Source organism: Corynebacterium nasorum (assembly GCF_022347325.1).
Classification (GTDB): domain Bacteria; phylum Actinomycetota; class Actinomycetes; order Mycobacteriales; family Mycobacteriaceae; genus Corynebacterium; species Corynebacterium kefirresidentii.
This window is the reverse complement of sequence record NZ_JAKRDU010000002.1, coordinates 17,974-43,310: the sequence shown is the minus strand read 5'-3', so window position 1 is coordinate 43,310 and position 25,337 is coordinate 17,974. Positions and strand designations below refer to the sequence as shown.

Sequence of the window (25,337 nt, the reverse complement as noted above, 5' to 3'; positions counted from 1 at the left end):
ATTAATGTGGCTATGGGGGACAAGGCTGGTAGGGTTGTGGGGTCATAAGTGTTCAACCGTCCCTGAAAGAAGCCTAAAATTCCCCTTAGCTGTCCAGCTTAAGGGGTGCGGTTTCCTAGGGGCAGATGAGTTTCCACCTCCGTGTATGAGCGCGAAACCCTCCCTAGATTTCGCGTTCGGCAGCGGTAGGCCAGGAGGATTTTGTAGTGTCCGCCATTATCCAGGCTTTTAAGGATGCCGACCTACGTAAGAAGATCATCTTCACCATCGTGATGGTCATTGCGTACCGCGTCGGCGCACAGATCCCGTCCCCGGGTGTTGACTATGCGTCAATTGCTGGCCGCTTGCGCCAGCTGACCGAGCAGTCCGGAGACCTTTACTCCGTCATTAACCTCTTCTCGGGTGGCGCGTTGCTGCAGCTGTCGATCTTCGCCATCGGCATCATGCCGTACATTACGGCCTCGATTATTGTGCAGCTGTTGACCGTGGTCATTCCCCGCTTCGAGGAATTGAAGAAGGAAGGCCAGTCCGGTCAGGCCAAGATGACCCAATACACTCGCTACCTGACCTTGGCGTTGGCGTTGCTACAATCCTCCGGCATCGTCGCACTGGCAGACCGCGAGCAGCTGCTGGGCCAGGGCGTACAGGTCTTGGCAGAAGACCGTAACTTCTTTACCCTCATCGTCTTGGTAATCACCATGACGTCGGGCGCCGTGCTGGTGATGTGGATGGGCGAGCTTATCACCGAAAAGGGCATCGGTAACGGTATGTCCCTGCTCATCTTCGCTGGTATCGCAACCCGCCTTCCAACCGATGGTGTAAGCATCCTGCAGAACAATGGTGGACTCGTCTTCGCCATGGTGGTAGCCGGCTTGGTCATCCTGGTTGTTGGCATTACCTTCATCGAACAGGGCCAGCGCCGCATTCCGGTTCAGTACGCAAAGCGTATGGTCGGTCGCCGCCAGTACGGTGGTTCCTCTACCTACCTGCCGCTGAAGGTCAACCAGGCCGGCGTTATTCCGGTCATCTTTGCCTCCTCCCTTATCTACATGCCGGTTCTCATTACCCAAATTGTGAACTCTGGCTCCGCCGGTACCCCCGATAACTGGTGGCAACGCAATGTCATCGCACACCTGCAGGCGCCATCGTCCTGGCAGTACATCGTGCTGTACTTCGTCCTGACCATCTTCTTCGCTTATTTCTACGTTTCGGTTCAGTACGATCCGGCAGAGCAGGCGGATAATATGAAGAAGTACGGCGGCTTCATCCCGGGTATTCGCCCGGGCCGCCCGACCGCGGAGTACCTTGGTTATGTGATGAACCGTCTGCTGTGCGTAGGCGCCCTGTATCTGGCAGTTATCGCCATTTTGCCGAATATCCTCTTGGACCTCGGCGTGGGCCGCGCTTCTGCCAGCGGTACCTCCGCCTTTGGCGGTACGGCCATCCTGATTATGGTCTCTGTCGCTTTGACTACGGTCAAGCAGATCGAGTCCCAGCTACTGCAATCCAACTACGAAGGACTACTTAAGTAATGCGTCTTGTACTTCTAGGACCTCCCGGTGCCGGCAAGGGCACCCAGGCAGCTATCCTCAGCGAGAAGCTGAACGTTCCGCATATCTCTACCGGCGACCTCTTCCGCGCCAATATTGGCGAGGGCACTCCGCTGGGTGTGGAAGCAAAGTCTTATATCGATGCAGGCAAGCTGGTACCTACCGACGTCACCGCTCGTATGGTCGAGGATCGCCTCAACCAGGACGATGCCAAGAATGGCTTCCTGCTGGACGGTTTCCCTCGTACTACCGAGCAAGCAGACATCCTGGAAGAGCTGCTGTCCAAGAAGGGCGAAAAGCTCGACGGCGTGCTCAACTTCGAAGTATCTGAGGACGTAGTTGTCGAGCGCATGATGGCCCGCGGCCGTGCCGACGATAACGAGGAAACCATCCGTACCCGTCTCGGCGTGTACCGTGAGGAAACCTTCCCGCTTATTGAGCACTACGGCGATGCCATTATCCCCATCAAGGCCGAAGGTACCGTGGAGGAAATCAACGCCCGTGCGATGGAAGCACTGGGTAAGTAAGCATGGCTTTTCGACGCCGCAGTAAGCGCATCCCCGCCCGCACCCCGGGTGAGCTAGACGCCATGCAGGCCGCCGGCGAGATCGTCGGCAAGGCACTGCAGGAAGTCCGCGCTGCTGCGGCGTCTGGCGTATCTACCCTCGAGCTAGATGCAGTGGCCGAGCAGACCATTCGCGATGCCGGGGCATATCCCACTTTTAAGGGCTACGAGGGCTTCCCGGGCTCCATTTGCGCTTCGGTTAATGATGTCATCGTCCACGGAATCCCAGACCAGGAAACCGTCCTCGCCGAAGGTGACCTAGTTTCCATTGATTGTGGGGCCACGCTCGACGGCTGGGTCGGCGATAGCGCATGGTCCTTCGCCGTGGGCAAGCTCGATCCAGATGTCGAGGCCCTCAATAAGGCCACCGAGTGGGTCCTTATGGAAGGCATGCAAGCTATGGTTCCGGGCAATCTGCTTACCGATGTCTCCCATGCCTTAGAGCAAGCCACCCGCCGTGCCGAGGACAAATTCGGTGTGGAGCTTTTTATCGTCGATGGCTACGGCGGACACGGAATTGGCCGCACCATGCATGAGGATCCCTACCTAGCTAACGAAGGCCGGCCCGGACGCGGCCCGCTGATTCAGGAAGGTTCCGTACTGGCCATCGAACCCATGCTAACTTTGGGCACAGAGGATTCCGCCGTCTTGGAGGATGACTGGACGGTCGTTACCCTCGATGGTTCCTTTGCCGCCCACTGGGAGCATACGGTGGCCGCCACCGCCGATGGTCCCCGTATTCTCACCCGTCGCTACTGACATATATTCCCCAATATTGCCTGTTGTACTAGGCAGATACCCCCCGAAAGGTTATACTCACAGCTATGTCTAAATTTAGCTTCCGCAAGTTCCGTGCCACGGTCGCAGCGCCCGCAGTCGCTAGCGTGATGGCCTTGAGTGCCACCGTTGCGGCTCCTGCCGCTACTGCCCAGGAGGTTCCTAACCTGGATCAGCTCCGCTCCAAGGCAAACTCTGACCTCGCACAGCTCTCTTCTCAGTCCGGCCTAGATAGGCTCACCGCTGATGCAAAGGCACAGCTGGATAATTTTTACGGCCAGACCCGCGAGCAGGCGTGGAACACCCGCAACCAGATTTTGGACCAGGCGGAGAAGTTCTCTCCTGAGCTGGCTCCTAGCGTTCAGACTGCGGTGGATGGCGCCGTTGAATTCCTCTTCCCGGGTCTGATTGCTCAGAAGAATGAGGAAGCACGCAAGGCTCGTGAGGCTGCGGCCCGCGCTAATGCCGAGCGCGTTGCCGCTGAGAAGGCTCGCTCCGAGGCTGCCGCACGTAAGGCGGAAGCGCAGCGCCGCGCCAACGAGTTTGACCGTGGTCCGTGCCCTGCGGACGCCAAGGTTTGTGTTGACTTGAACGGTCGCCGCACCTGGCTGCAGGACGGTGGCAAGGTCTCCTATGTCTCCCCGGCAATGTCGGCTGGCATGCAAGGTCAGGAAACCCCACGCGGCACCTTCCACGTCACCCGCAAGGTAGAGCACGAAATCTCCCGCGAGTTCAATAACGCGCCGATGCCGTACTCCATCTACTTCACCAACAATGGCCACGCTTTCCACTTGGATGACCCGGCCGTTGACTCCAATGGTTGCGTACACCTGCCGCCGGACGCTGCAAAGCGTTACTGGGATAACGTGCAGGTCGGCGATAAGGTATTCATTTACTAAAGCCTCCCGCCACTGCGCTTATTGATTCCCCCGCGCTGGTTCCCCGAGAAGGGGGCCGGTGTTGGGGGATTTCTTTGATCTGCAAGTCTTAAGAACTCTGACCGTGGGCACAAGGGTAGGGCAGCGGGGAAGTCCATTATGGGACGTCGGAAAGCGCAGCAGTTTGGAAAACGTGTCCCTGCAGCGTATGCTGTTAAGTCGGTGTATAGCGTCAGTGAGGCTGGCGCGGATACGCCACCGCAGTAGACAACAAACATGCAGGTGACGGCGCACTTGTCCGTCGCCAGAAAAGTAGAGGTTATGGCTAAGGAAGGCGCAATCGAGGTAGAAGGCCGCATTATCGAGCCTTTGCCCAACGCAATGTTCCGTGTCGAGCTCGACAATGGACACAAGGTTCTTGCACATATTTCTGGCAAGATGCGTCAGCACTACATTCGCATCCTCCCAGAGGACCGCGTGGTTGTAGAGCTGTCTCCTTATGACCTGACCCGTGGACGCATCGTCTACCGCTACAAGTAAAAACTGTAAGCCTCCTCACCCAAGGGTGGACCTGTAGGTTCACCCTGTCCACCTCAGGCTACGGTGGCCTGAGCCCACACTGGTAAGTAACCCAAGGATTCCCGGCACGGTCCGGGCGAAGCGTTGCATGGAGTGGGACGGATGGGGAGAAAACCGCCGTAACAACCCGAAAGGACACGCCATATGGCACGTCTAGCTGGTGTTGACCTCCCACGCAATAAGCGTATGGAGGTCGCTCTCACCTACATCTACGGCATCGGTCCAACCCGTGCCAAGGAACTGCTAGAAAAGACTGGCATTTCTCCTGACCTGCGCACTGACAACCTGGATGATGACCAGCTGTCGGCGCTCCGTGACGCAATTGAGGCTACCTGGAAGGTTGAGGGTGACCTCCGCCGTCAGGTTCAGGCTGATATCCGCCGCAAGATTGAAATCGGTAGCTACAAGGGTCTGCGCCACCGTCGTGGCCTGCCTGTACGTGGCCAGCGCACCAAGACCAATGCGCGCACTCGTAAGGGTCCGAAGAAGACGATCGCAGGAAAGAAGAAGTAATTCATGCCTCCAAAGACTCGTTCCGGCGCGCGCCGTTCCGGCCGTCGCGTCGTAAAGAAGAATGTGGCTCTCGGCCACGCATATATCAAGTCCACCTTTAATAACACCATCGTCTCGATCACCGATCAGACCGGTGCTGTTATTTCCTGGGCATCCTCCGGCCACGTTGGCTTCAAGGGTTCCCGTAAGTCCACTCCGTTCGCCGCTCAGATGGCAGCTGAGAACGCTGCACGCAAGGCAATGGATCACGGCATGAAGAAGGTTGACGTATTCGTCAAGGGTCCGGGCTCCGGCCGTGAGACCGCCATCCGTTCCCTGCAGGCCGCAGGCCTCGAGGTTTCCTCGATCACGGATGCCACCCCACAGCCGCACAACGGCTGCCGTCCGACCAAGCGCCGCAAGGTTTAAGGGAAAGGAAGAGGTAAGAAAATGGCTCGTTACACTGGCCCCGCTACCCGCGTATCCCGCCGTCTTCGCGTCGACTTGGTCGGCGGAGATATGGCATTCGAGCGCCGCCCGTACCCACCGGGACAGGCTGGCCGCAACCGCATCAAGGAATCTGAGTACCTGCTGCAGCTCCAGGAGAAGCAGAAGGCAAAGTACACCTACGGTGTGCTGGAGCGTCAGTTCCGTCGCTACTACGCAGAGGCTAACCGCCTCCCGGGCAAGACCGGCGATAACCTGGTTATCCTGCTCGAGTCCCGCCTGGACAACGTAGTTTACCGTGCAGGTCTGGCACGCACCCGCCGCCAGGCTCGCCAGCTTGTCTCCCACGGTCACTTCACCGTGAACGGCAAGAACATCAACGTTCCTTCCTACAAGGTCACTCAGTACGACATCATCGATGTCCGTGACCGCTCCAAGAAGATGGAATGGTTCGAAGATGCTCAGGACGCCCTCATCGATGCCAACGTACCGGCATGGCTGCAGGTTGTTCCTGATACCCTGCGCATCCTCGTGCACCAGCTGCCCGAGCGCGCTCAGATCGACATTCCGCTGCAGGAGCAGCTCATCGTCGAGCTTTACTCGAAGTAAACTGTTATTCCGCGAGGCCTTTAATGGCCTGGCGGAGAACCAGGAATCTTCGAACCCGAAGATTTTTACCCCTCTACCGGCGTCAAATAGCGGTCGCCGAAAAGGAGAATTGCAATGCTCATTTCCCAGCGTCCTCAACTCACCGAGGAATTCATCGCCTCGTCTCGTTCCAAGTTCGTCATCGAACCGCTCGAGCCGGGCTTTGGCTACACCCTCGGTAACTCGCTGCGTCGTACCCTGCTGTCTTCCATTCCGGGTGCAGCAGTAACCTCCATCAAGATCGATGGTGTTCTCCACGAGTTCACCACCATCAACGGTGTGAAAGAAGACGTTTCTGAGATCATCTTGAACATCAAGAGCATGGTGCTTTCTTCCGACTCTGATGAGCCGGTAGTTATGTACCTGAGCAAGGAGGGCCCGGGCGATGTCACCGCGGGCGATATCCAGCCGCCGGCTGGCGTGGAGATCCACAACCCGGATCTGCACATCGCTTCCCTGAATGACACCGCCAAGCTGGACATTGAGCTCGTCGTCGAGCGCGGCCGTGGTTACGTCCCAGCCGCTCCTACCTCCGGTGAGATCGGCCGTATCCCGGTCGACCAGATTTACTCCCCGGTTCTGAAGGTCTCTTATAAGGTCGAGGCAACTCGTGTTGAGCAGCGCACCGACTTTGACAAGCTGACCATCGACGTCGAAACCAAGAACTCGATCTCCGCACGCGATGCACTGGCTTCCGCCGGTGGCACCCTGGTTGAGCTTTTCGGCCTGGCTCGCGAGCTGAACAACGCTGCCGAAGGCATCGAGATCGGACCCTCCCCGCAGGAGACCGAGTACATCGCTGCTTATGGCATGCCGATCGAGGACCTGAACTTCTCCGTCCGCTCTTATAACTGCCTGAAGCGTCAGGAGATCCACACCGTGGGCGAGCTCGCTGAATGCACCGAGTCCGACCTGCTGGATATCCGCAACTTCGGCCAGAAGTCGATCAATGAGGTAAAGATCAAGCTGGCTAACCTGGGCCTGGCTCTCAAGGACACCCCTGAGGACTTTGACCCGACCCAGCTCGAGGGCTACGACGCAGAAACCGGTGACTTCAAGGACCCGGCTGCTGAGGATTCCGAGTAAAGAACCCCGCTGACTTGCGGCAATTACCTAATTGCCGCGCGCTCAACTTTTACCGCATACGAGGAGTACACAATGCCAACCCCTAAGAAGGGTGCCCGTCTCGGCGGCTCCGCCAAGCAGCAGGCTCACATGCTGAGCAACCTGGCAGCCAGCCTGATCGAGCACGGCGCTATCAAGACCACCGATGCTAAGGCGAAGGTTCTTCGCCCGTACATCGAAAAGATCATCACCAAGGCTAAGTCCGGCACCGTTGCTGACCGCCGCGCAGTGCTGAAGCTCATCCCACGCAAGGATGTCGTTTCCTACCTGTTCGACGAGGTCGCACCGAAGTTTGAGAACCGTGAGGGTGGCTACACCCGCACCATCAAGCTGGACAACCGCACCGGTGACAATGCCCCGATGTCCCAGATCTCCCTCGTTCTTGAGGAGACCGTGACCTCCGAGGCTAACCGCGCTACCCGCGCTGCCGCTTCTAAGGCCGCCGAGGCTGAGGAAGCTAAGGCAGACGAGGCTGCAGAAACCGAGGCACCTGCTGAGGAGACCGCAGCTGAGGAGTCCGAGGAGAAGTAGTTCCCCTTCGGCCTTAGCGCTTTGCCGCCGCCTTTCCCACTTGTGGGAGGGCGGCGGCTTTTTATTTCTGGACTCTTCCGAACGGTGCACGGGGAGCTGGGCCCGGCTCTGGTCGAGGGAAGTGCCTCCGGTAGCATGAGTCCCACCATGACTGTTGCAGCATCTACCACCGCAGAAGGGCCGGCAGACGGGTTCGTGCGCCTGCGCTTGGACTTGGCCTATGACGGAACGGATTTCCACGGCTGGGCTCAGCAAAAAGGCGGTCTGCGCACCGTGCAAGGCGTGCTGGAAGAAACACTCGCGATGATTGCCCGCGCAAAGGTACCGCTAACGGTCGCCGGCCGGACGGACGCCGGGGTCCATGCGCGTGGCCAGGTTGCCCACGTGGACGTTCCCAAAGAGATGCTGGAGCAGCGCTCAGTGGCGGGGGAACCGGGGAAGCTGGTGCGTCGGTTAGCAAAGCTTTTGCCTGAAGACGTGCGGGTACATAGCTGCGAGTTTGCGCCCGCGGGCTTTGATGCGCGTTTCTCGGCGTTGCGCAGGCATTATGTATACCGGATTACTACCAGCCCGCGGGGCGCTTTGCCGACGCGTGCGCGGGATACCGCCGAGTGGATAAAGCCAGTGGATATCGATGCCATGCAGGAGGCCGCCACCGCGTTGGTAGGACTGCATGACTTCGCGGCCTTCTGCAAAGCTAAGCCGAATGCCACGACCATTCGTGAGCTGCAAGAGTTCTCCTGGCGGGATATTTCAACGCCTGAGGAACCAGAGCTCTTCGAGGCCCGCGTGAGCGCCGATGCGTTTTGCTGGTCGATGGTTAGGTCCTTGGTGGGGTGCTGCCTGCGTGTAGGGGAGGGGCGCCGCGATGCCGACTTCGCCGCAGCGCTGCTCCACGAGACCAAACGCTCCTCCAGCATCCCCGTGGCTCCGGCGAAAGGGCTTTCTCTGGTGGCCGTAGATTACCCGGCGGCGGATCAGATGGCCGCCCGCGCCGAGGCTACTCGGGAACGGCGCAGCGCCGACTAGCTTTCCAGGTGGCGGTGGGAGCCCACCTGGGATAGCCTGTGTGCTGGGTGTACACAGACTTTTCGGGGGAAAATCATGGCACGTCCGCTGCCTACTACTAAGGCCCAAGTTTCGGGGCATAAATTTCTGCGCCGCCGCGTCGAGCACGGGCTCGTATTGGGCGATATCAGGATGATTCATGATCCTTTGGCAAGGCGGCGCAAGGCCCTGCTTTTCGGCGGAGTGGGCATAGCCTTCCTCGCGGTGGGCTCTGGCATGCTCGCATGGCTGCAACCGAGCCCGCAACCGGGCGATGCGCCCATAGTGCGCTCGGAGCAGGGCCAGCTATTTGTGGATGTCAATGATACCTACCACCCAGTCTTTAACCTGGCGTCTGCGCGCATTATCGCTGGTCAGGCTGCCGAGGCTCAGGCGATAGGGGATGAACACCTGCACGACGCGCTTCTGGGGTCCCCGGTAGGGATCGCGGATGCCCCGGGGTACCTTGCGGCTGCCAGCGAGACTCCGCAGCAGCGCTGGGCGGCCTGTTTGGCAGGTAAAGAGGAGTACTCAGGGGCGGAAAACCCGACTAGCATCGGCGGCCACCAGGTTGCTGCACAAGAGGTCATCGTGCTTGCCGAGCCCGACCAGGAAGGCCTGGGGCCGGAGCGCGCCGCATTGGTGGAGACCGAAGGCACGCAGTGGCTTATTACTCAGGACGGCCGGGTGGCGTTGCCTGATCCCTCTAGCACCCAGGGGCGAGTGGTGCGTCGCGCGATTGGTGTGGACGACGGCACCCACGCCTGGCCCATGCCGCCTGAGCTGCTCAATGCTTTTGCGGAGTTGCCTCCGCTGAATTTTCCGGCGCAGCCGCCGGAGGTCGTAGACACAGGCCAGGGCCTATGGGCGCGCACACCCGATGGCGTCGCCGAGCTTACGCCCACGCAGGCGCAGATGCTTATTGGATTAGGCGCCAAGACGGCGACATCCACGGCCCAGGAGATTGCTGCGCTTGCCGACGTCCCCTTAAACCTCAACCTTCCCTCCACCACTTTCCGCTTTGTGAGCCCAGACGATGGTTGGATGTGTGCGAGTAATGAGGGCGGCGGGGAAGTGGTACCTGCCCAAGCGGGTACCGTAGCCTTGGCTGGTGAGGCGGTGGCGCAGCGCTTTGGTGGTCTCAACGGCGGAGGCGTAGGAGTAGATAGCGGTCATGGCTACCACGTGGTTGCACCGACGGGTCAGCGGCACGAGGTCAAGGATAAAGAGACCTTAGAGGCGCTGGGCACTGGTGTAGGCGCGCGGGTGCCCTGGGAGATTCTGCGTTTACTGCCGGAAGGCTCGGCGCTTAGCCGGGAGCAGGCGCTGCAGGTCAGCTCTTAGACCACAGCCCGCGCCACGTTGCCCACGCGGCTAGCGCCAACGCCAACCCGCCGAGTACCCATGCACTGTGCATAGGTGCGCGTGATGTGCTCTTTTCGGCGGGGCGGATAGCCATTGCTCGGGTATCTCCGAGCGTGGATGATTCCACGTGGGTGAGCACCGTGAGCGGGTCGACGAATCCGTGTCCCGGCTCCGCGGCGTCTTCTAAGCGTTTACGCAGGGCGGCCGGGCTGTCATCGGGGAAACGCTGCGCCAGTAGGGCCGCCGTGCCGCTGACTACCGGCGCGGCAAAGGAGGTGCCGTGAAATTGTGACGTGCCGTCCGTACCCTCTTTGCCGTCGGCCCATCCGCCGGCGGGATTGAGCGCGAGTGGTACAAATCCTTGCGCGGCCAGTTGTGGGCCATCCGCCGAAGTCAGAGAGTAGTCAGCGAGCTCGTGCGAATCCGCTTGGGCGCTTACTGAGAGCACTGTGGGCGAATCCGCTGGAAATACTCGGTCACCCATCTCGCAGCTACCGGAAGAAGCGTTGCCGGATGCGGCAATTACCACGGATCCAGATTCTTCCGCATGTGCTAAAGCACCGTCCAACCGGGAAGTATCCACCTGGGCGGCCACATCCGGCGGGACGCAAGAAACAACGGAGATATTGATGATGCGGGCGCCGGCATCGGCGGCGTCATCAATCGCTTGGGCCAAGGTATCTAGCGAGCCGGTGGTATTGTCTTCTCGCTCTTGGCGATAATGCGCGCTGGTTTGGCGCACAGCGTAGATTTCCGCCCGTGGTGCGATACCGATATCGTGGCCGGCGATGATACCGGCTACGACGGTGCCGTGCAGGTCGCAGTCGCGGTGCGGCTCCGGTTCCTCCGGCGCGATAAGGTCCGCGCCACCGCTGAGGTGCCGCAGCTGATAGTGGGTAGCCACGCCGGTATCGATAACGGCAACCTTTACGCCCTCCCCGGTGGCAAAGGAGTGCAGACGGGCGCGGTAGGTGAGCTGATCCTCGCTAGGTTGGGGCGAAAGCGGTGAGGAATGCGCGATTGCGCATTCGCGGTCCGGTTCACGCGCGGTCGCATCGGGAGCGGTTACTAATGCCGCAGCACCTAAGGTAACGGGAAGTATTGCCACAGCTACGCAAGCAAGAAGCGCCGGGCTTATCCACAATGTAGTAGGTAGACTGCGCATCATCCGATACCCCTGATGAGCATGAAAACGCCGGTTAGGTGGGCGGCGAGTGGCAAGCTGGCGGCAATAGCTAGGGATTCGATGCGCTCAAACCAAGCGATGGTGGTGGGCTCTAGCCCCGCCACCTTGGACGCCCACAGCGGGGCGCTAATCATAGCGATGAGAACGAGACCGGAAATCAAGGCCGGTGCCCAAGCATGTGCAAGCCCGGAATCTACTATCGCGTGGGTGGCACAGAGACAAGTAGCCAGGCACGCGGCAATTGCCAAAACCATGAGTGCCCAACTGGCTAGCGCACGACCGTGCCGGGAGGCGTGCATCATTACGGCACCCGCGGAAGTAACACAGAGTGCTTGGACGAAGCCCGCGCCGGAGCCCTCTGTTCCAAAAAGCACCGAAATGTACTCGGTGAGAGAATCAGGCGCGCCATGGGTCGGTGATAGAGCCGGACCACTGCCTGTAAACGAGAGAGCGATGAGCGCCGGAATAAGACAGAGTGACAGGCCGCAGCACATTCCCTCGTAGGCGCTGCTGGCGCGGCACGCGCGGCTATCGACATCCGGCTGGCTAGCATCGGATACCGCAAGATCTTGGCCGGCCGTGGGCAGCTGCGGAACCTTGAGGCCAGCAGTAGCAATGCTCAATGCAGGGGCAGTGGCCAGCATAATAATGCCGGCGATGATGACACAGGCAGCGGCCGCCGTACCGTGGCTGGCGTGTAGCCCTGCCCTTGGTCCGGGCAGCAGATACCCCAATGCCGCGATGAAGATGAGAGCCGAGACAGTGAGTGCCGCAGAGCTGGTGCGAACCGTGCTTAACCCGGTGACGTGGCAAGCAAGTAGCACGATGAGCAGGGTGAAACAGGCGGTAAATGCGGCAAACGGCGCCTCATCCAGCGAGGGCGAAATTATCACCCAGCCGCACGCCATGCTGGCCACCAAGCTAAGGTGCACCAGCGACAGGACACGGATCCACAGGGCGAGCAAAAGCGCTCCTGCGGCCAGCGCCGCCCACGCCGCAAGGGGAAGGGTGCTAACCCAGAGCAAAGCGAAGGCGGCAAGTAGCCCTCCCCACGCCCAAACAACAGGAAGGGCAGCGGTAGTATCCTCCTCGGCCGCGGCGGCAAGCGATTCTGCTGCATCTCGAATCACCGGCGCAGGGCGGCGCTCGCGCGGCCTAATAACCAGGATGGCGCCTTCGGTAAGTGGAGTGGCGGCCAGCGGGGCGGTGAGATCGATAGCGCGGCCAGAAACAGTACTGGCGCGCCAGGGCTCGGAAATCGTGGGCGCATCCACTAAGTCCGTGATTTCAGCCAAAAGCTCGCCCACGCTGGAACTCAACGGTAGTGCCACGTCCGCCTCTTTGTGGAATGTACCGGCGTGAATGCGGATGGTAAGGCGCAGGTGGTGCGCTGTAGCAGTAGTCATTATTCCCCCGAAAGTCAATGGATTGTGGGCGTCCCCCTTGCCCAATGCCACATATTGTGGCTTACTAGTGGCGACGTGTCCACCGCAGCGCGGGGAATCTTGGCAGGGGGCTAAGGGCGCTGGCGCGTGGCTCGGGGGAGGTTACCTAAGCATGCTTGGGATCGGGGATACCCGTGTAATTGAGCCGTTGACCATGCCATTGCGGGATGCTGCACCGCCGCTGCCCGCCGGGAGCATTGAGGCCGAGGAGGTCCCAGAGGCAGTACGCCCACAACCGGTACCGCTGGTGCGGCTGTTTCTTCCGGTGGTGATGATTGCGGCGATGCTTGGCATGGTCGCCCTTATGGTGCTTGGTGCGGGAGATTCCCGGCAGATAAGCCCGATGGCCTTGATGTTTCCGCTGATGATGCTGGCGAGCATGGCCATGATGTTTGGGCCCAATAACAGCGGGCAGGATCCTGATGAAACCCGACGCACCTACCTGCGCCACATCAAAGCCTTACGGGAAAAGGCCCTATGCAACGCTTCTGCGCAGCGCGCACATGAGAACTATCGCCACCCCGCACCGGAAGAGCTAAGTGCGCTGATAGGCTCGCGTCGCATGTGGGAGCGCGGCCCCGATGACTCAGACGCCCTCGAGGTACGCGTAGGAACTGGGCCTACCACGCTGTGCACTCCCATCAACGTGCCGGATTCTGGAGCCACCGAGGACTTAGACCCAGTGTGCGCAGTGAGCATGCGCCAGACCATCAAAGCGGTGGGTACCGTGCCCGATATGCCGGTGGTTATTCAATTGCAGGCTTTTCGCTTTCTTTCTGTTTCCGGTACGGCGTCGACGCGAGGTGAAGAGCCTGCGGATCCCGCCCGCGATATGGTGCGCGCTATGGTCCTCCAGATGGCATTGGCGCATGGCCCAGAAGCTTGCGGCATTGAAGCTCGTGGTGGGCAGTGGGAATGGCTAAAGTGGCTGCCCCACGCTCGCACGCCGGAGAAGGCACGCTTTCGCATTCTCATTGTCGACGGCGTGCTGACAACGGGAACCGAGGATTTTTTCCACGATGATTCCTACACCACCATCATCGAGGTCGCAGGGGCGCCGTCTTCGGCGCTGGGGGTACGTGCCGAGCACGAAGGCCTAAGCCTGGTGGCAGGGGAGCACTTGCAGGTAGTCACCGCAGCCGGGGTGGAAGAACTAGGGGCTCCCGATGGAATGAGCGTGGCCGCTGCGACATTGCTTGCGCGCAGCATGGCTTCCTTTCGCCGGCCCGATAGCACCTCTGGCCGCCATGGAAGTGACCTCATGGGCCTTTTAGGCTATCGCGATGTGGAGGAGCTAGCGGCCAGCGGCATGTGGCATGGCCGAGAAGGCTCGGCGCGCCTCATGGTGCCCATCGGCATCGATACGGTCGGCCAACCCGTCACGGTGGATCTTAAGGAATCTGCGCACGGCGGCATGGGCCCGCATGGCTTGTGCATTGGGGCTACCGGCAGCGGCAATAAGGAATGTGGGTTTGGGGTACGATAGGGCGTATGACAGCGACTACAGCACAGCGTGCGGCGATTTACGCACGTATTTCGTTGGATAAGCAGGAAGAAGCCGGTGTGAAACGGCAAATTCACCTCGCCACTAAGCACGCTGAGGCTGACGAGGCTAAGGTGGTCGCCACCTACGTGGACAACAACATCTCCGCCTTCTCTGGCGACCCTCGCCCTGATTACAACAAGCTTATTCACGCCATCGAGAACCGCGAGATTGACGTTGTTTACGTCTACGCACTCGACAGGCTGACCCGTCGCACCAAAGACACACTGGCGCTCTTTGAGTTGTGCGAGAAGCACAACGTCACCGTCAAAGCGAACCGTGGCTACAACATTGACCCTTCAGACCCTGCGTCGCGGCTCACTATCGTGATTCTTGGTCTGATTGCTGAGCAGGAGTCTATTGATCGTGCTGCACGTGTCCGAGCTGCCTACGAAGACCGGGCCCGGACAGGGCGGCCTAAGACAGGCGGGCGGCGTATGTTCGGCTACGAGGCTGACGCTGAGACCATCATCGACGAAGAGGCCAAGGCTATTCTCGACGCCGCCGCGATGGTCATTGCTGGAAAGACTCTGCGCGAAACCGTGCGCGAGGTCTTTCATGCACGCAGTCTTACTGCGACTTCAGGCAGGCCTATGTCGGCGCCAACGCTGCGAGACATTTTACTCAACCCACGCGTGCGCGGCTTGAGTACGTTCAACCCAACTGACCCGGATACGGGGAAACGTCTTGTTAAAGATCGCAAAATCATTGGTAAAGGCAACTGGTCTGCGATTATCGACGAGGTTACAGGTGAAAAGCTCGATGCAATCTTGCGCGACCCGTCGCGGCGGCTCTCACATAGCGGTAACGCACCGCGCTATTTCCTCGCTTCTGTCCTGACCTGCACCTGCGGAGAACCGATGTATTCGCGTAGTCGGCGGAACAAGGATGGTAAACCTCGTCGTTTCTATACCTGCAAGCGCTCTGAGCCGGGCGGTACCCATGTCTCTATCGGTGCTGAGGTTGATGATCTTATCGAAGCTGTCATTCTTAAACGTATGGAGCAACCTGACGCCGTGGATGCGTTGCGTAAGGCCTTGGCGCCAGAGAACAACACCCTTACCGAACGACTCCAAGAACTTTCAGGAAGGCGAAACGCGCTGTTGGCCAAGCGTGAGCAGATTGAAAATTCTGCTATCGATGAAGAGATTGACATGCCAACATTCGTGCGAATGTCAAAGAAAATTGAAGCTCAGATTGCAGGTCTTGATGGAAAAATGCGTGAACTAACGACCAGTCATGCTGCTGACCCCCTTGCTGTAGAACTTGTCGACGTGCCGGACTTTGCCAAGTGGTGGGGCGGTGCCTCTGTTGAGGATAAGCGACGGCTGACTCGGCTGCTAATGGAAATTCGCATCCTGCCTGGCAAGCCTGGCGCTAAGAAATTCGACCCGCACCGCGTGAAGATCACCTGGCTACAGTAGCTGTCTGTGAAGTGCTTCTCTGAGGGAGTGCTGCGAGAGCTGGCAACCAATCTGTCCACGTTCCTCGGGGGCGACACCGCTCAACCGTAGCGTATTGGGAAAAATTAGACACAACTCTCGCAGCCTCGCATGTCGAGCGCTGGAAAGAATATCTTAACTGTCTGATATCGTTAATTTTTTTAATTGGATTACTATACAGAATTCCCTTCTACTTAAACGGAATGGGATTTTTACTCTTCATGCCGTAGTACGTTCTTGTATATTTATCGGTATGATGAACGAACTGAAAAGCTCGCAGATCGCTCCTGCTGTTCGTGCAGTTCATCTGGGGTGGGCCCTGGCTAGTGTTGTTGCTACATTTGCCGGAGCGGCAGTTGTTGGCATCGCTTGTGGTCTTCTGGGCGGAGGCGGTACTTGGGTCACTTTCGGCATCACTATTGGTGGCGCCGTGTTCGGTTTAGGAACGCTTTGGTACGGATTTTCTCAGCGTTTAGGTTGGTCATGGCGCGATGCAGGTTTCGTATCAAGTGCTCATTCCTTGTGGCACCTTTTATGGTGGATACCTGTCACTATCTTGGGCTGTGGCGCAGCCACAGGGGCAATAAACGTTTTATTGAGTAATGAACCAGCTGGCAATAATCTTTCCGACGGCTTAAAAATAAGCCCCGCCGCTACCTTTGTAGCCGTACTCAGCACTGCTTTAGTTATTCCCTTGGTAGAAGAAATCGCTTTTCGGCGCGTCCTTCTGGACTGGCTACAAAATTCGATGCCTACTTGGGCGGCAGCGCTCACCACTATCGCCGTCTTCGCTGTCGCACACGGCATACCGGCTGTGATGCTTTATATTGCATTCTTCGGGACCTGCTTGGTGCTAGCGCGTCTGTGGTTTAAGACTCTAACTGCGCCTTTGTGTATTCACATTGCAAATAATGCGGTCGTAGCATTCACGACTCTGGGGGGACTATCCGGCTAAGAAGGCCGATCGTTGCCTCGTAACTCATACTCTCTTTCATCCGATCATTATGCTAGTCTCTGAGTCGCAGCACAGATCGGTCTAACTGTATTTGGCCATGTCACTGTCTTTCTCTGCATTGTTGAGACGCTAGGAGATCAACGAACCGGATACGTTACCGAAGCTGCCTGAACAGAGAACACGGAGATCTTCCGCTAACCCTTAAAGGCCTAATCTAGCCCTAGCTAGAGGACAGGAAACGAGAAAGGGCGAGGCATCGGCAGAGGATTGAGAACAGTGCTGTCACCGTTAGTAGTCCTTGCCAAGTGAAACAAAAATCAGTAATCCAGTGTAGGAATATTGCGAAATGCTTGCACATACATTAACCCGAAACGTGGAAGCATATAAAGAGAGCATACTTATATATGCAAGGTCCTTCTTTATGAATTCCTAGCTGGCATCCCGCTTTTGTATGAACTGTAGATCTAGCACTTAATCTTCATTAGGCTCAAAGCCTTCTTCTATCCAGTGCTTCGTCCTAGGGAGCAGTAGGAACATAACGGCTACTAGCGCAGGCAAAAGTAAACCGGCATAGTCCTGCGAAAGCACAGCTGTAGAAGCATAAAGAAATGACAATGAAGCACTTGAAACCAAAAAGCACTGTACCAGCTGGTTCTTATTTATTAAATACACCGATATTGACGCTGTTAGCACAACAAAGGTAAACAGAACAAGGTAAAAGTATTCTTGAGGTGCACGAGAGTCCAACCACTGACTAGCACTGTAACAACCAGTAATAGCAGTGTATACAACGGCGAAAGCTAGGACGAATATTTTTCGGGACCTCATGCATCCTCTCTTAAAGACGGCCATATGTGTGCATTCATTTTAGATGAGCAGAGTTCACACTGACTATGTCTAGTAGTAACCAGTATGTTCCCAACCGGCTCACGTGACAGGCTGGGGAAATGGCTAATGCTTGTTATCCAAGACTTTCTTTTCAAATACAGGGCCGGACGAGACGAAAGAAGAAATCAGAAGAACAACTCCAATTCCAAATGCAAGCAAAGGAATACTAGCGCTTTCTGCCCCCTGCCCAGTACCCGCATCAGCGGCAGATATTCCCGCACTGAACAAATAGAACCCCACAGAAATCATCATTAGCCCTGAAGCTCCTATCAGCAACACAAACCATACTGTGCGACTCATAAGTACACGTCCTCTGATTGTGGATTACAGAACACAAGAAAAGTGTATTACACCCAGCCCTCTAGACGTCAGCTCTTTAGATTCCAAGGATCTTGAATCCGGCATGGAAGATTTTGAATGAAAACCAGAGCTATGCACTTTCTGGGTATAGGGAAACCACCTCACAATCTGATTGAGCTAGCGGAGTTTGAATTCTACGACGTCTACTTCGTCATCGGCAGCTAATCCGGGATAGTGAGTATCTAGCGCTTTCTGAAGCTCGGTGAGAAAGCCAAAGCCGTCATTTCGAGCTTGCTTTTCCGATAATTTACTTCGCTGGGTAGAGGAAACGGCCGTGACCTGTGCAGGAATGGTGACGACCTCTCCGGATTCTTTCTCGAAGACTATTTGGGCATTTCCTTCATGGAAAGGATCATCTACCCGGATGGTTTGTTGCTTTTCTCCGCTACGAATTGATTCCTCGTAGCCTTCCCACATGTAGATGCGTTGCTTTTGTTCCATATCTCGCCAGTTGAATGCGAATGGCAAGAGTTCTTCTACGGTAGGTGCTTCAAGTCCATTGCTTCCGCGCACGATGCGCCGAATGGACGGATCAACATCAAAAAGCACCTGGCGGCATTTACCGCAGGGAGGAATAACTTGACCAGTAGGTCCGTATACGGCGACTACTGCTTGGATTGGGTCCTCTGGATAACTAGCAGCATGGTTGGCTAAAGCCGAGATCTCCCCGCAAGGACTACCGAGGAAGTGGTGCGCGTTCAAACCGAGTACGTGTTTTCCTGATTTTGTAAGGAGTGCTGCGGCTACAGTGTGATCTCCTCCGTCTTGAAAACGCTGTGCATGGGTGGTTGCTTTGGCCAGTAGATTTCGAAGTTCGTTGGTACTCACTCTTTAAGGGTAATAATTGCCAACGTGACTCATTCATACCTGGGGCCTCTACTTGTGAGACTATCTTTTGGCTAAGAACTACTTGAAGGGTGTGAAATACAGGGAAGTGGAGGAGAAGTATGAACCTAGCTATCCCTAACCATCTTGAAAGTTGTGCAGCTATACCGCTTCTTATCTTTTAAAGTTTGTAAAGAGCGTGCTACTCATACATGAGTAGCACTCGCTTTCTATGGGTGGTGTTTTCGCTCCCACATTGCTTTTATTAGTTCTGGAATCACCGTGAAAAGCAATATAACACCTATGATCGACAGTGCGAGCTTTGCGTCAGAAACGATAACTCCAAGAATCACAGCCAATATGGAGCATATTAATGCCGGAAGCTGTTTTCTTATTTTAGGATTCATTAATGGTGGTCCTCCTGCAGTATTTTATCGAAATCGCAACCAGCCAAGATCGCTAGGCTGGCAGCGCCAGTAGCCTTAGTAAGTCCTTTAAGGATAGAACCACCCTTTGCTGGAGGGCGCCTGCCAAGAGTATGCTGGCCCAAGCTTTCCTTGATTCAAGGTTGGGTGGACCAAGCGTGACTCGCTGCGCGCGATAACATAGTTCGCATTGAAACTCTAGAGAGTTATTGTGTATATCTAACGAATTAAAATTTCTATTTCCACTTTGATGCCAAGCCTTGGAGAATAGATGCAGGGAATGGATTTCCCGTCGAGAAACTCGAGATTCCACCAAAGGAACACCTTATTTGCATCACCTGCAGCTAGCTGTGACCGTTATTAGCGGTATTAATTTTTTGGCGCTTTAGAATGACGGTTATAGCCACTATCAAAAAAACAACTACTGTAACGCATCGAGTAAAGGTGCTTGGATGCCAGACTGCTGCGCCAAAGGAGAAGAAGCTAAGCAGAATCCCGTAGGCGTAGGAAGTTACGACCTTGTGTTTTATGGCGCAATATATCAGCCCTAATCCCCCAAGGATGGAAGGTGCCGCCCATATAACGAAATTCTCTGAAGAAAGAGCCGAACTTTCTTCATGAAACTTCGACAACAGGACGGATCCGCTTAAGATTAGCGCAAGTGAAAGGATACTGGGCCAAGTAATGTTTTGCTTTATCAAGATTCCCTCTTTCGTTAACAGTAGTCTGCGTATACTGGTGGATAATCCGCATGTACACCAATTTTCAAGCCTTGCCCTGATACTGCTGCCTTAGCTGCTCGTCCTCCAATCTCAATTAGAGAAGGGGCGCTAGCGGCAGTGAGAATTATGCCGATAACTGAGCCGACTGGACCTCCAAAGGCTGTCGCAGCTGCTTCAAGTGCTGCAGCTATTCCCGCTGGTCCAGCTTCAGATGCCCCTACAATAGCTGCACCAGCTCCCACTGCTAGATCTTCATTACTGAAGCAGACGGACTTTCCTTGTACGGAAGCGTAACTCGTAAAGTTTCTCGAGTTTAATGCTTTGCGCTCTTCAGAGGTTTCACTCATCGGCTTTCCGAGGACCTTCTCATGAAGGCGAACTACCTGTTGGTCGGTGAAGCCGAAGTCGTCTTTTAATTGTTGGTCAGTGGCAGACGTTGCGATTTTTCCATCGCGCTCGACAAAGCTGTTTCCGGCGTCTGCGACTTTTTGGATGAAGGAAAGGTCTTCTTCAGAGATTGACTGATCGGAAACCTGAATAGGCTCATCGGCATTCATATCCGCTAGGGAAGACGATAAGTGATTGGCGCTAGACAAGCCGGACGAATCTTGGAAAGTATGTGGAGTTTTTGCTTCAGCAGAGGAAGTGTTAATGAGAATTGAGGAACAAACCAGGACTGTAAACGGGGCAGCAATTATCTTCTTCAAAGTAGGACTCCAGACAATAGGAATAACCTTTTCTTGCATTCGCATAATAAGTTAATGAGACTGAACTGTCATTCTGGAAGAAGAAAAAGAGGTCGACAAAAGAACAAGTGGCGCTTCGTCTGACCATTCCGATGGGTCCCCTCTCAAATCCAAAAGAGAACCGTCCCCGGGAGAGCGTCGATGGCCCCGTGATATTGGGGCACACACCAACGTCGATGACATTCCTAATTTCCTACCTCAGTGTTGCGGCAGACGGCTAAGGTCGTTGCACTCGTACAGTGGGGACCCGGGAATTGCCCTTGATCCATGTCGCGGCGCGAGGATCAATGAAGTTCGCCACCGTATGGATGGCGTTGTCAACGGCGTTGAGATGTGCGACTTCACGGGGGATATTGTGTTGGTGGACGATTGATTCGTGGTGAGAGCACCTGTTTCTCATGTTGTAGACAATGACTACAAGAGCTTCGAACTGTTGTCTGCTGGTGGGCTTTTTCTCCAAGGCCTTCTCTACCTGGGGCCAGATACTTGCCTGATAGTGGCGACTTAAGAGGAAGCGCCAGAAGTCGAAGCTGAGCTCAGCGATGATTTTTCCTGGTGGAGCCCCTCTTCCTCCGGCTCGTCGCTTCGCTTTGCGAATGCTCTTCCCCGCTTCATTGCTGAAAGCTATTCGACCGTTGTCAAACCATCTTTGGCCATACCTGCCGGTCAGAGCATCGTGGATGCAATTTCGGAGGAGTACTTCGAGATGCTCAATGTCGGTGAGATAGGTCTTCGTAAGGTGAGTGTTCCAGATTTCCTATCGATGCAAACGAAACTTGGGACACTTCACTACTGTCTAACCTTTCTTTGGTTGATTAGTTTCCAGTAAAAGGGCAGAAACATTTTCTGTAAAATTGCAGCGTATGGGTGGCAATTAGTTAAACTGCATTCACTATTTGTCGAGATAATTTCAAAAGCTAAGTATATAATGGTCTCCGTATAAAGAACTTCAACGAAGAGAGGTGGGAGATTTCATGAATGAATTTGATGAAGTAGATTTTCCCGGCGTTTATTCCGGCGCGACATTGATGAAAAACATCGACATAAAAAGAGTTCCGTGGGATGTAGGGCATAGTCAGGCAGTAGTTGAAGGGGCGCTTGATGGAATGCGGATGAAAGAGCTTCTTGATGTCGGCTGTGGAATTGGGGAAAATGCGGAGCACGTTGCTTCTCGAGGAGTTCAAGTTACAGCCGTTGATTTTTCTGAAGATGCTATCAATGAAGCTCGTCAAAGACACCCCCAAACATCTGTCCTGTATAAGCATCACGATATTTTTCAGGTTGAGAATTTTTGGCATGAGAAATTCGATGTAGTTCTCGATTCAGCGACGTACCATGCGATACGATCTATGGATAGACTTCGGTATTTAAAGATCCTTTATGGTTATCTCAAGCCGGGGGGGCAGTTAGTGACTATTACTTTCGCGGAGCATCCAAAAGGAATGCCGAAAAAGTTAGCTGTCGATAAAGATGTCCTTTGTGAAAATCTTTACGACGCTGGTTTTAGCGATGTAACTGTTGCTCCAGGGGTCTATAACGGTGTTTACTCATCCATTGAGAACCTGATTAAAGAGTACAGGCTCAATATTGACAGAAATCAGGTTGGAGAGTCGGTGCTCCCAGTATGGGTGGCTAAATCTTCTAAAAAATAGACGTTTAATCTGCGAGGGAATCGAACGTAGTGAGGGAAGTATTACCTTCTTTTGCTGGAATGTTCACCCATCAGTAATGGGAATGAAGGAGTCAAAATGTCTGTTGATGAGTGTCGACGTAATACATGGTTATTTTCTGGAGTGAGTAGCGGTTTGGGGAAAGAGTGGGCGCTTTTCCTACTTGAGCGAGGCGATCGGATTGTTGGCATTACGCGAAATGCGGATTCGGTAGAGGAGCTAACGCTTAAATATGGTCAACAGTTTATACCTGTAGAGGCTGACATTACAGATATGGGTGCGCTCGAAAAGGCTTTGAATTCGGCGTTGAACGAAAGTAGTGTCCACTCTATATCTCATGTGGTGTGCGCTGCTGCTTTTGCTCATTTTGGTACGATTGAGGATGTATCTCCCTTAGATCTTGAAGAGATTTTTCGTGTGAATGTTGTTGGATCTAGGAATGTATCTATCGCCGGTCTAAGAAAAATGGAAAGCTCAGGCGATAGAAGAATTCTATTTGTTTCAAGTATGGCAGGTTTGCATTGTTGGCCTAACTTGGGAAGTTATCAGATCTCAAAGTTTGCCGTTCGTGCGTTAAGCGATACTCTCCGAGTAGAATTGGCGCAACAGGGTATTCAAGTGGGATGTTTGTATCCTGGTCCGCATGTAGGTACTGGGTGGGCTACAGATAATGCAGTGCATACTGATGTTTCCGATCGTTATGATGCTGATTGGTTGAGTGAGAACTGTAGATGTGGGTTTGAACTATCCAATGCAAAAGGTTCGCTAAGCAGTTTCAAGAAGATGATTAGTTCGGACCCCATGCCTGCGGCCGCAACTACACACAAAGAAGTTGCAAAAATGTTCGCTTTAGACGCCGAAAAAATGTCCAGCCAATTAGACGCGGTAGAGGAATGAGTATGTTTTTATTTGAAGATAGGTCAGATGGTTTTTCCCAGATGATTAAGGATTGGGAAGAGAATAAATTCAGTAGATATGAATTAACGAACGATAATTGTGACTATCTGCCAGTGTTTTCGATGTTGTCAGAACAGCGGGAGAACGGCCCCGGGACGCTGGCTGACGTTTATCGTACCTGCACTTCGTTGGGAAAGGTTGACGCTTCTTTAGCCTGGATAGTGGGGGTATCTAATTCAGCTTGGTCAATGTTGGGTAACTTTCCAGAGAGTACCGTTCGTGCAATTGACTATCCGGTTGCTTCGATGGTTTTGGGACGTCCTGGGATTGTTGAGTTAAACAAAAAGGAAGATGTAGCGGTCATAAATGGGGAGTGGAGATATTGTTCTGGGTTTGAACAGGCAGGTGGTTTTCTTGGTTTGGTTAGGGAAGACAAGCCAGGTGGTGAAGTATACGTTGCTCTTCTCCCTATTGAAGAACTGGAATTGGTCGATCCGTGGAATGCAATTGGACTGAAGAGAACTGGAAGTCATACGATTCGGGCGAATAATGTTTCCATTGATCGTGACTCGATGGTTCCATATGCAGAAATTCTATCGGGGACATTGTCTGAAGACCGCCTTCCCTCATATAGGAGTCTGTTTACAGGTGTTCTCATGAACTGTTTGACGGGATCTATCGTCGGAGCAACCCTTCATTTGCTTGATAAAGCTGTAGAACAACTTGAAAACAATGGTATCAGCGGTTCTTGTTACTCTTTTGGTAAAGATTCTGGGGCAGTTAGGACAGTAATTGGAGGTTTGTCCTCCCGTTTAGAAGAGATTTATGAGTTCGGTTTGGGGGGTGCTGCTTTTGTCGATGAGGTAGCTAGCGGAAATGAAGATATATGGACTATCGGCAATCGTGCATTACTGCGAGCAAGGGCTTCCAGTGTAATGAAACAATGTCGAGAAGTGGCAGACGAAGTTCTTTGGATAATGGGCTCCTCAGTTCTAACAGAAGATAATCCAACGGCATCTATATGGAAAGACATTCATGTTGGGGCTCTTCATGGAGGATTTTCTAAATACACTCCGCAAGAAGCAGTGGGGCTTAGTATTTTTAATGAAAACCCGCTCAACCTAACAAAAATGCTGTAAAGGGGAATGCTATGAGTAGCAACGTAGAAAGTGTCAAGCAATATTTGTCAAGCAGTCATACTGATCGACGCAAGCGGCCATATCTTTTCGCTGAAGATGGCAGTGCAGGGCTCTACACCACCGATGCGGAACCTGTAGTTACTACAGGCCGAGAAAAACTCTTGGAACATGCAGAGTGGTCCATTAAATCTTTTCCTGATTGGGAATGGTTCAACATTCGAATCATTGAAACTGCAGATCCGGATGAGATCTGGGCTGAATGTGACGGTAAAGGGACCATCAACTACCCCGCCTACGGTCCTCGACAGTACGAAAACCATTTTCTGCATTCCTTCAAATTCAAAGATGGCCTCATAGTTGAACAGCGTGAGTTCATGAACCCAATCAATCAATTTCGTGCGCTAGGGATTAAAGTGCCACGGATTGATCGTGGCGCTATTCCGAAAGATTAGTAAAGTGCGCGAAATTCCGAAAATATCCTATTCACTCCGGCAATTGCCCGTAAAGAACTGCCCAAAAAGGTGGGAGCTCGATTCTGACCGTGCTGTTCTTTTACTTCATGACTATCAAGAATTCTTTTTTAGATTTCTATCGAACGACTTACGGAAAGAAATTATAGAAAGCACTAACTTAGTAATCGACTGGGCTATTAAGCATCAAGTTCCAACGGTGCTCAGTGGTCAGGCGGGTTATCGGGAACGACTAGAGCGCGGGATTTTACGAGATCTTTGGGGGCTGGGAATGTCTAACGAGGCAAATGACACAGATTTTGTCAAAGGTCTACGGACGATCCCGAATTTTCATAAAATACTAAAACAGCGATACTCAGCTTTCGCTTCTACCAACCTCGAGAATATTATGCGTGCTGATAGACGTGATCAAATGGTCATTTGCGGTGTGTACGGAGCTGTTGGTATAACCGCTACGGCTTTTGATTGCGTAAATAAGGATATTCAATCCTTTATAGTCCCAGACGCGATGGTGGATTTTAGTGCTGAAACGCACGAGAATACGGTTAATTTTCTCTGCGACTACTCATCTGATCTAGTGTACTCGAGATATTTCCTACAGGGTGATGGGAGTAACTAAA

At 54.4% G+C, this 25,337-nt stretch carries 25 protein-coding genes; 20 read left to right on the top strand and 5 right to left on the bottom strand.

What is annotated here, in order from left to right; translation table 11 throughout:
* Positions 1–206: 206 nt before the first annotated feature.
* The 12 genes from secY to eccB all read left to right on the top strand — a co-directional run bounded on the left by secY (position 207) and on the right by eccB (position 9,983).
* Complete coding sequence (gene secY, locus MHK05_RS02475) at positions 207–1,532, top strand: preprotein translocase subunit SecY (RefSeq protein WP_023020591.1); 1,326 nt, start codon at positions 207–209, stop codon at positions 1,530–1,532.
* Positions 1,532–2,077: an adenylate kinase gene (locus tag MHK05_RS02470; protein WP_023020592.1), complete on the top strand. Its 546-nt coding sequence runs from the start codon at positions 1,532–1,534 to the stop codon at positions 2,075–2,077. The genes secY and MHK05_RS02470 overlap by 1 nt, the downstream gene beginning before the upstream one ends.
* Before the next feature lie 2 nt (positions 2,078–2,079).
* Positions 2,080–2,874, top strand: a complete 795-nt coding sequence (gene map, locus MHK05_RS02465) for a type I methionyl aminopeptidase (RefSeq protein WP_023020593.1) — start codon at positions 2,080–2,082, stop codon at positions 2,872–2,874.
* Between the two features lie 65 nt (positions 2,875–2,939).
* Entirely contained in the window at positions 2,940–3,791 is an 852-nt protein-coding gene (locus tag MHK05_RS02460) for a L,D-transpeptidase (RefSeq protein ID WP_238800316.1), read from the top strand.
* Positions 3,792–4,091: 300 nt separating this feature from the next.
* Positions 4,092–4,310, top strand: coding sequence for a translation initiation factor IF-1 (infA, locus tag MHK05_RS02455; RefSeq protein ID WP_004566852.1), 219 nt, complete (start codon positions 4,092–4,094; stop codon positions 4,308–4,310).
* Between the two features lie 183 nt (positions 4,311–4,493).
* Entirely contained in the window at positions 4,494–4,862 is a 369-nt protein-coding gene (gene rpsM / locus MHK05_RS02450) for a 30S ribosomal protein S13 (protein ID WP_005322765.1), read from the top strand.
* Between the two features lie 3 nt (positions 4,863–4,865).
* The gene (gene rpsK, locus MHK05_RS02445; protein ID WP_005322764.1) at positions 4,866–5,270 is read left to right on the top strand and encodes a 30S ribosomal protein S11; all 405 of its coding nucleotides are present in this window, start codon (positions 4,866–4,868) and stop codon (positions 5,268–5,270) included.
* 21 nt (positions 5,271–5,291) lie between these two features.
* Positions 5,292–5,897 carry a 30S ribosomal protein S4 gene (gene rpsD, locus MHK05_RS02440; protein ID WP_005322762.1) on the top strand — a complete coding sequence of 202 codons (606 nt, stop codon included), beginning with the start codon at positions 5,292–5,294 and terminating at the stop codon, positions 5,895–5,897.
* A gap of 114 nt (positions 5,898–6,011) precedes the next feature.
* The gene (locus MHK05_RS02435) at positions 6,012–7,022 is read left to right on the top strand and encodes a DNA-directed RNA polymerase subunit alpha (protein ID WP_239204627.1); all 1,011 of its coding nucleotides are present in this window, start codon (positions 6,012–6,014) and stop codon (positions 7,020–7,022) included.
* A 72-nt stretch (positions 7,023–7,094) separates the two neighbouring features.
* Positions 7,095–7,592: a 50S ribosomal protein L17 gene (rplQ, locus tag MHK05_RS02430; protein WP_023020595.1), complete on the top strand. Its 498-nt coding sequence runs from the start codon at positions 7,095–7,097 to the stop codon at positions 7,590–7,592.
* Between the two features lie 147 nt (positions 7,593–7,739).
* On the top strand, positions 7,740–8,621 hold the full coding sequence (truA, locus tag MHK05_RS02425) for a tRNA pseudouridine(38-40) synthase TruA (RefSeq protein WP_411338812.1): 882 nt from the start codon (positions 7,740–7,742) through the stop codon (positions 8,619–8,621).
* Between the two features lie 75 nt (positions 8,622–8,696).
* Complete coding sequence (gene eccB / locus MHK05_RS02420) at positions 8,697–9,983, top strand: type VII secretion protein EccB (RefSeq protein WP_239204623.1); 1,287 nt, start codon at positions 8,697–8,699, stop codon at positions 9,981–9,983.
* Here eccB and MHK05_RS02415 read toward each other — a convergent pair.
* The gene (locus MHK05_RS02415) at positions 9,973–11,112 is read right to left on the bottom strand and encodes a S8 family serine peptidase (RefSeq protein ID WP_239204621.1); all 1,140 of its coding nucleotides are present in this window, start codon (positions 11,110–11,112) and stop codon (positions 9,973–9,975) included. The two genes, eccB and MHK05_RS02415, sit on opposite strands and share 11 nt — an antisense overlap.
* A gap of 56 nt (positions 11,113–11,168) precedes the next feature.
* Positions 11,169–12,596, bottom strand: a complete 1,428-nt coding sequence (gene eccD / locus MHK05_RS02410; RefSeq protein WP_239204619.1) for a type VII secretion integral membrane protein EccD — start codon at positions 12,594–12,596, stop codon at positions 11,169–11,171.
* Positions 12,597–12,747: 151 nt separating this feature from the next.
* Between eccD and MHK05_RS02405 the strand changes: the two genes are divergently transcribed.
* The 3 genes from MHK05_RS02405 (at position 12,748) to MHK05_RS02395 (ending at position 16,575) form a co-directional block, all read left to right on the top strand.
* Positions 12,748–14,121 (top strand): cell division protein FtsK, encoded by a 1,374-nt coding sequence (locus MHK05_RS02405; RefSeq protein ID WP_239204617.1) that lies wholly within the window; start codon positions 12,748–12,750, stop codon positions 14,119–14,121.
* A complete protein-coding gene (locus tag MHK05_RS02400; RefSeq protein ID WP_411338809.1) occupies positions 14,100–15,602 on the top strand; it encodes a recombinase family protein in 1,503 nt (500 codons plus the stop codon). Before MHK05_RS02405 ends, MHK05_RS02400 begins: the two co-directional genes overlap by 22 nt.
* A 271-nt stretch (positions 15,603–15,873) precedes the next feature.
* Positions 15,874–16,575, top strand: a complete 702-nt coding sequence (locus tag MHK05_RS02395) for a CPBP family intramembrane glutamic endopeptidase (protein WP_239204613.1) — start codon at positions 15,874–15,876, stop codon at positions 16,573–16,575.
* 951 nt (positions 16,576–17,526) lie between these two features.
* Here MHK05_RS02395 and MHK05_RS02390 read toward each other — a convergent pair.
* The 3 genes from MHK05_RS02390 to MHK05_RS02380 all read right to left on the bottom strand — a co-directional run bounded on the left by MHK05_RS02390 (position 17,527) and on the right by MHK05_RS02380 (position 20,541).
* Complete coding sequence (locus MHK05_RS02390) at positions 17,527–17,715, bottom strand: hypothetical protein (RefSeq protein WP_239204611.1); 189 nt, start codon at positions 17,713–17,715, stop codon at positions 17,527–17,529.
* 225 nt (positions 17,716–17,940) lie between these two features.
* On the bottom strand, positions 17,941–18,651 hold the full coding sequence (locus tag MHK05_RS02385) for an ASCH domain-containing protein (RefSeq protein ID WP_239204609.1): 711 nt from the start codon (positions 18,649–18,651) through the stop codon (positions 17,941–17,943).
* A gap of 1,137 nt (positions 18,652–19,788) precedes the next feature.
* Positions 19,789–20,541, bottom strand: coding sequence for a hypothetical protein (locus MHK05_RS02380; RefSeq protein WP_239204607.1), 753 nt, complete (start codon positions 20,539–20,541; stop codon positions 19,789–19,791).
* 974 nt (positions 20,542–21,515) lie between these two features.
* Between MHK05_RS02380 and MHK05_RS02375 the strand changes: the two genes are divergently transcribed.
* The 5 genes from MHK05_RS02375 to MHK05_RS02355 all read left to right on the top strand — a co-directional run bounded on the left by MHK05_RS02375 (position 21,516) and on the right by MHK05_RS02355 (position 25,336).
* Entirely contained in the window at positions 21,516–22,193 is a 678-nt protein-coding gene (locus MHK05_RS02375) for a class I SAM-dependent methyltransferase (protein ID WP_239204605.1), read from the top strand.
* A 96-nt stretch (positions 22,194–22,289) separates the two neighbouring features.
* The gene (locus tag MHK05_RS02370) at positions 22,290–23,108 is read left to right on the top strand and encodes an SDR family NAD(P)-dependent oxidoreductase (protein WP_239204603.1); all 819 of its coding nucleotides are present in this window, start codon (positions 22,290–22,292) and stop codon (positions 23,106–23,108) included.
* 2 nt (positions 23,109–23,110) lie between these two features.
* On the top strand, positions 23,111–24,247 hold the full coding sequence (locus MHK05_RS02365) for an acyl-CoA dehydrogenase family protein (protein WP_239204601.1): 1,137 nt from the start codon (positions 23,111–23,113) through the stop codon (positions 24,245–24,247).
* A gap of 11 nt (positions 24,248–24,258) precedes the next feature.
* Positions 24,259–24,699: a PhzA/PhzB family protein gene (locus tag MHK05_RS02360; protein ID WP_239204599.1), complete on the top strand. Its 441-nt coding sequence runs from the start codon at positions 24,259–24,261 to the stop codon at positions 24,697–24,699.
* A 4-nt stretch (positions 24,700–24,703) separates the two neighbouring features.
* Positions 24,704–25,336 carry an isochorismatase family protein gene (locus MHK05_RS02355; RefSeq protein WP_239204597.1) on the top strand — a complete coding sequence of 211 codons (633 nt, stop codon included), beginning with the start codon at positions 24,704–24,706 and terminating at the stop codon, positions 25,334–25,336.
* Position 25,337: the final 1 nt, after the last annotated feature.

Excerpts from the sequence above, each read along its gene's own strand:
- MHK05_RS02470 (WP_023020592.1), top strand. The coding sequence starts at position 1,532 with ATGCGTCTTGTACTTCTAGGACCTCCCGGTGCCGGCAAGGGCACCCAG.
- map (WP_023020593.1), top strand. The coding sequence starts at position 2,080 with ATGGCTTTTCGACGCCGCAGTAAGCGCATCCCCGCCCGCACCCCGGGT.
- MHK05_RS02460 (WP_238800316.1), top strand. The coding sequence starts at position 2,940 with ATGTCTAAATTTAGCTTCCGCAAGTTCCGTGCCACGGTCGCAGCGCCC.
- infA (WP_004566852.1), top strand. The coding sequence starts at position 4,092 with ATGGCTAAGGAAGGCGCAATCGAGGTAGAAGGCCGCATTATCGAGCCT.
- rpsM (WP_005322765.1), top strand. The coding sequence starts at position 4,494 with ATGGCACGTCTAGCTGGTGTTGACCTCCCACGCAATAAGCGTATGGAG.
- rpsK (WP_005322764.1), top strand. The coding sequence starts at position 4,866 with ATGCCTCCAAAGACTCGTTCCGGCGCGCGCCGTTCCGGCCGTCGCGTC.
- rpsD (WP_005322762.1), top strand. The coding sequence starts at position 5,292 with ATGGCTCGTTACACTGGCCCCGCTACCCGCGTATCCCGCCGTCTTCGC.
- MHK05_RS02435 (WP_239204627.1), top strand. The coding sequence starts at position 6,012 with ATGCTCATTTCCCAGCGTCCTCAACTCACCGAGGAATTCATCGCCTCG.
- rplQ (WP_023020595.1), top strand. The coding sequence starts at position 7,095 with ATGCCAACCCCTAAGAAGGGTGCCCGTCTCGGCGGCTCCGCCAAGCAG.
- truA (WP_411338812.1), top strand. The coding sequence starts at position 7,740 with ATGACTGTTGCAGCATCTACCACCGCAGAAGGGCCGGCAGACGGGTTC.
- eccB (WP_239204623.1), top strand. The coding sequence starts at position 8,697 with ATGGCACGTCCGCTGCCTACTACTAAGGCCCAAGTTTCGGGGCATAAA.
- eccD (WP_239204619.1), bottom strand. The coding sequence starts at position 12,596 with ATGACTACTGCTACAGCGCACCACCTGCGCCTTACCATCCGCATTCAC.
- MHK05_RS02405 (WP_239204617.1), top strand. The coding sequence starts at position 12,748 with ATGCTTGGGATCGGGGATACCCGTGTAATTGAGCCGTTGACCATGCCA.
- MHK05_RS02400 (WP_411338809.1), top strand. The coding sequence starts at position 14,100 with ATGTGGGTTTGGGGTACGATAGGGCGTATGACAGCGACTACAGCACAG.
- MHK05_RS02395 (WP_239204613.1), top strand. The coding sequence starts at position 15,874 with ATGATGAACGAACTGAAAAGCTCGCAGATCGCTCCTGCTGTTCGTGCA.
- MHK05_RS02390 (WP_239204611.1), bottom strand. The coding sequence starts at position 17,715 with ATGATGATTTCTGTGGGGTTCTATTTGTTCAGTGCGGGAATATCTGCC.
- MHK05_RS02380 (WP_239204607.1), bottom strand. The coding sequence starts at position 20,541 with ATGCAAGAAAAGGTTATTCCTATTGTCTGGAGTCCTACTTTGAAGAAG.
- MHK05_RS02375 (WP_239204605.1), top strand. The coding sequence starts at position 21,516 with ATGAATGAATTTGATGAAGTAGATTTTCCCGGCGTTTATTCCGGCGCG.
- MHK05_RS02370 (WP_239204603.1), top strand. The coding sequence starts at position 22,290 with ATGTCTGTTGATGAGTGTCGACGTAATACATGGTTATTTTCTGGAGTG.
- MHK05_RS02365 (WP_239204601.1), top strand. The coding sequence starts at position 23,111 with ATGTTTTTATTTGAAGATAGGTCAGATGGTTTTTCCCAGATGATTAAG.
- MHK05_RS02360 (WP_239204599.1), top strand. The coding sequence starts at position 24,259 with ATGAGTAGCAACGTAGAAAGTGTCAAGCAATATTTGTCAAGCAGTCAT.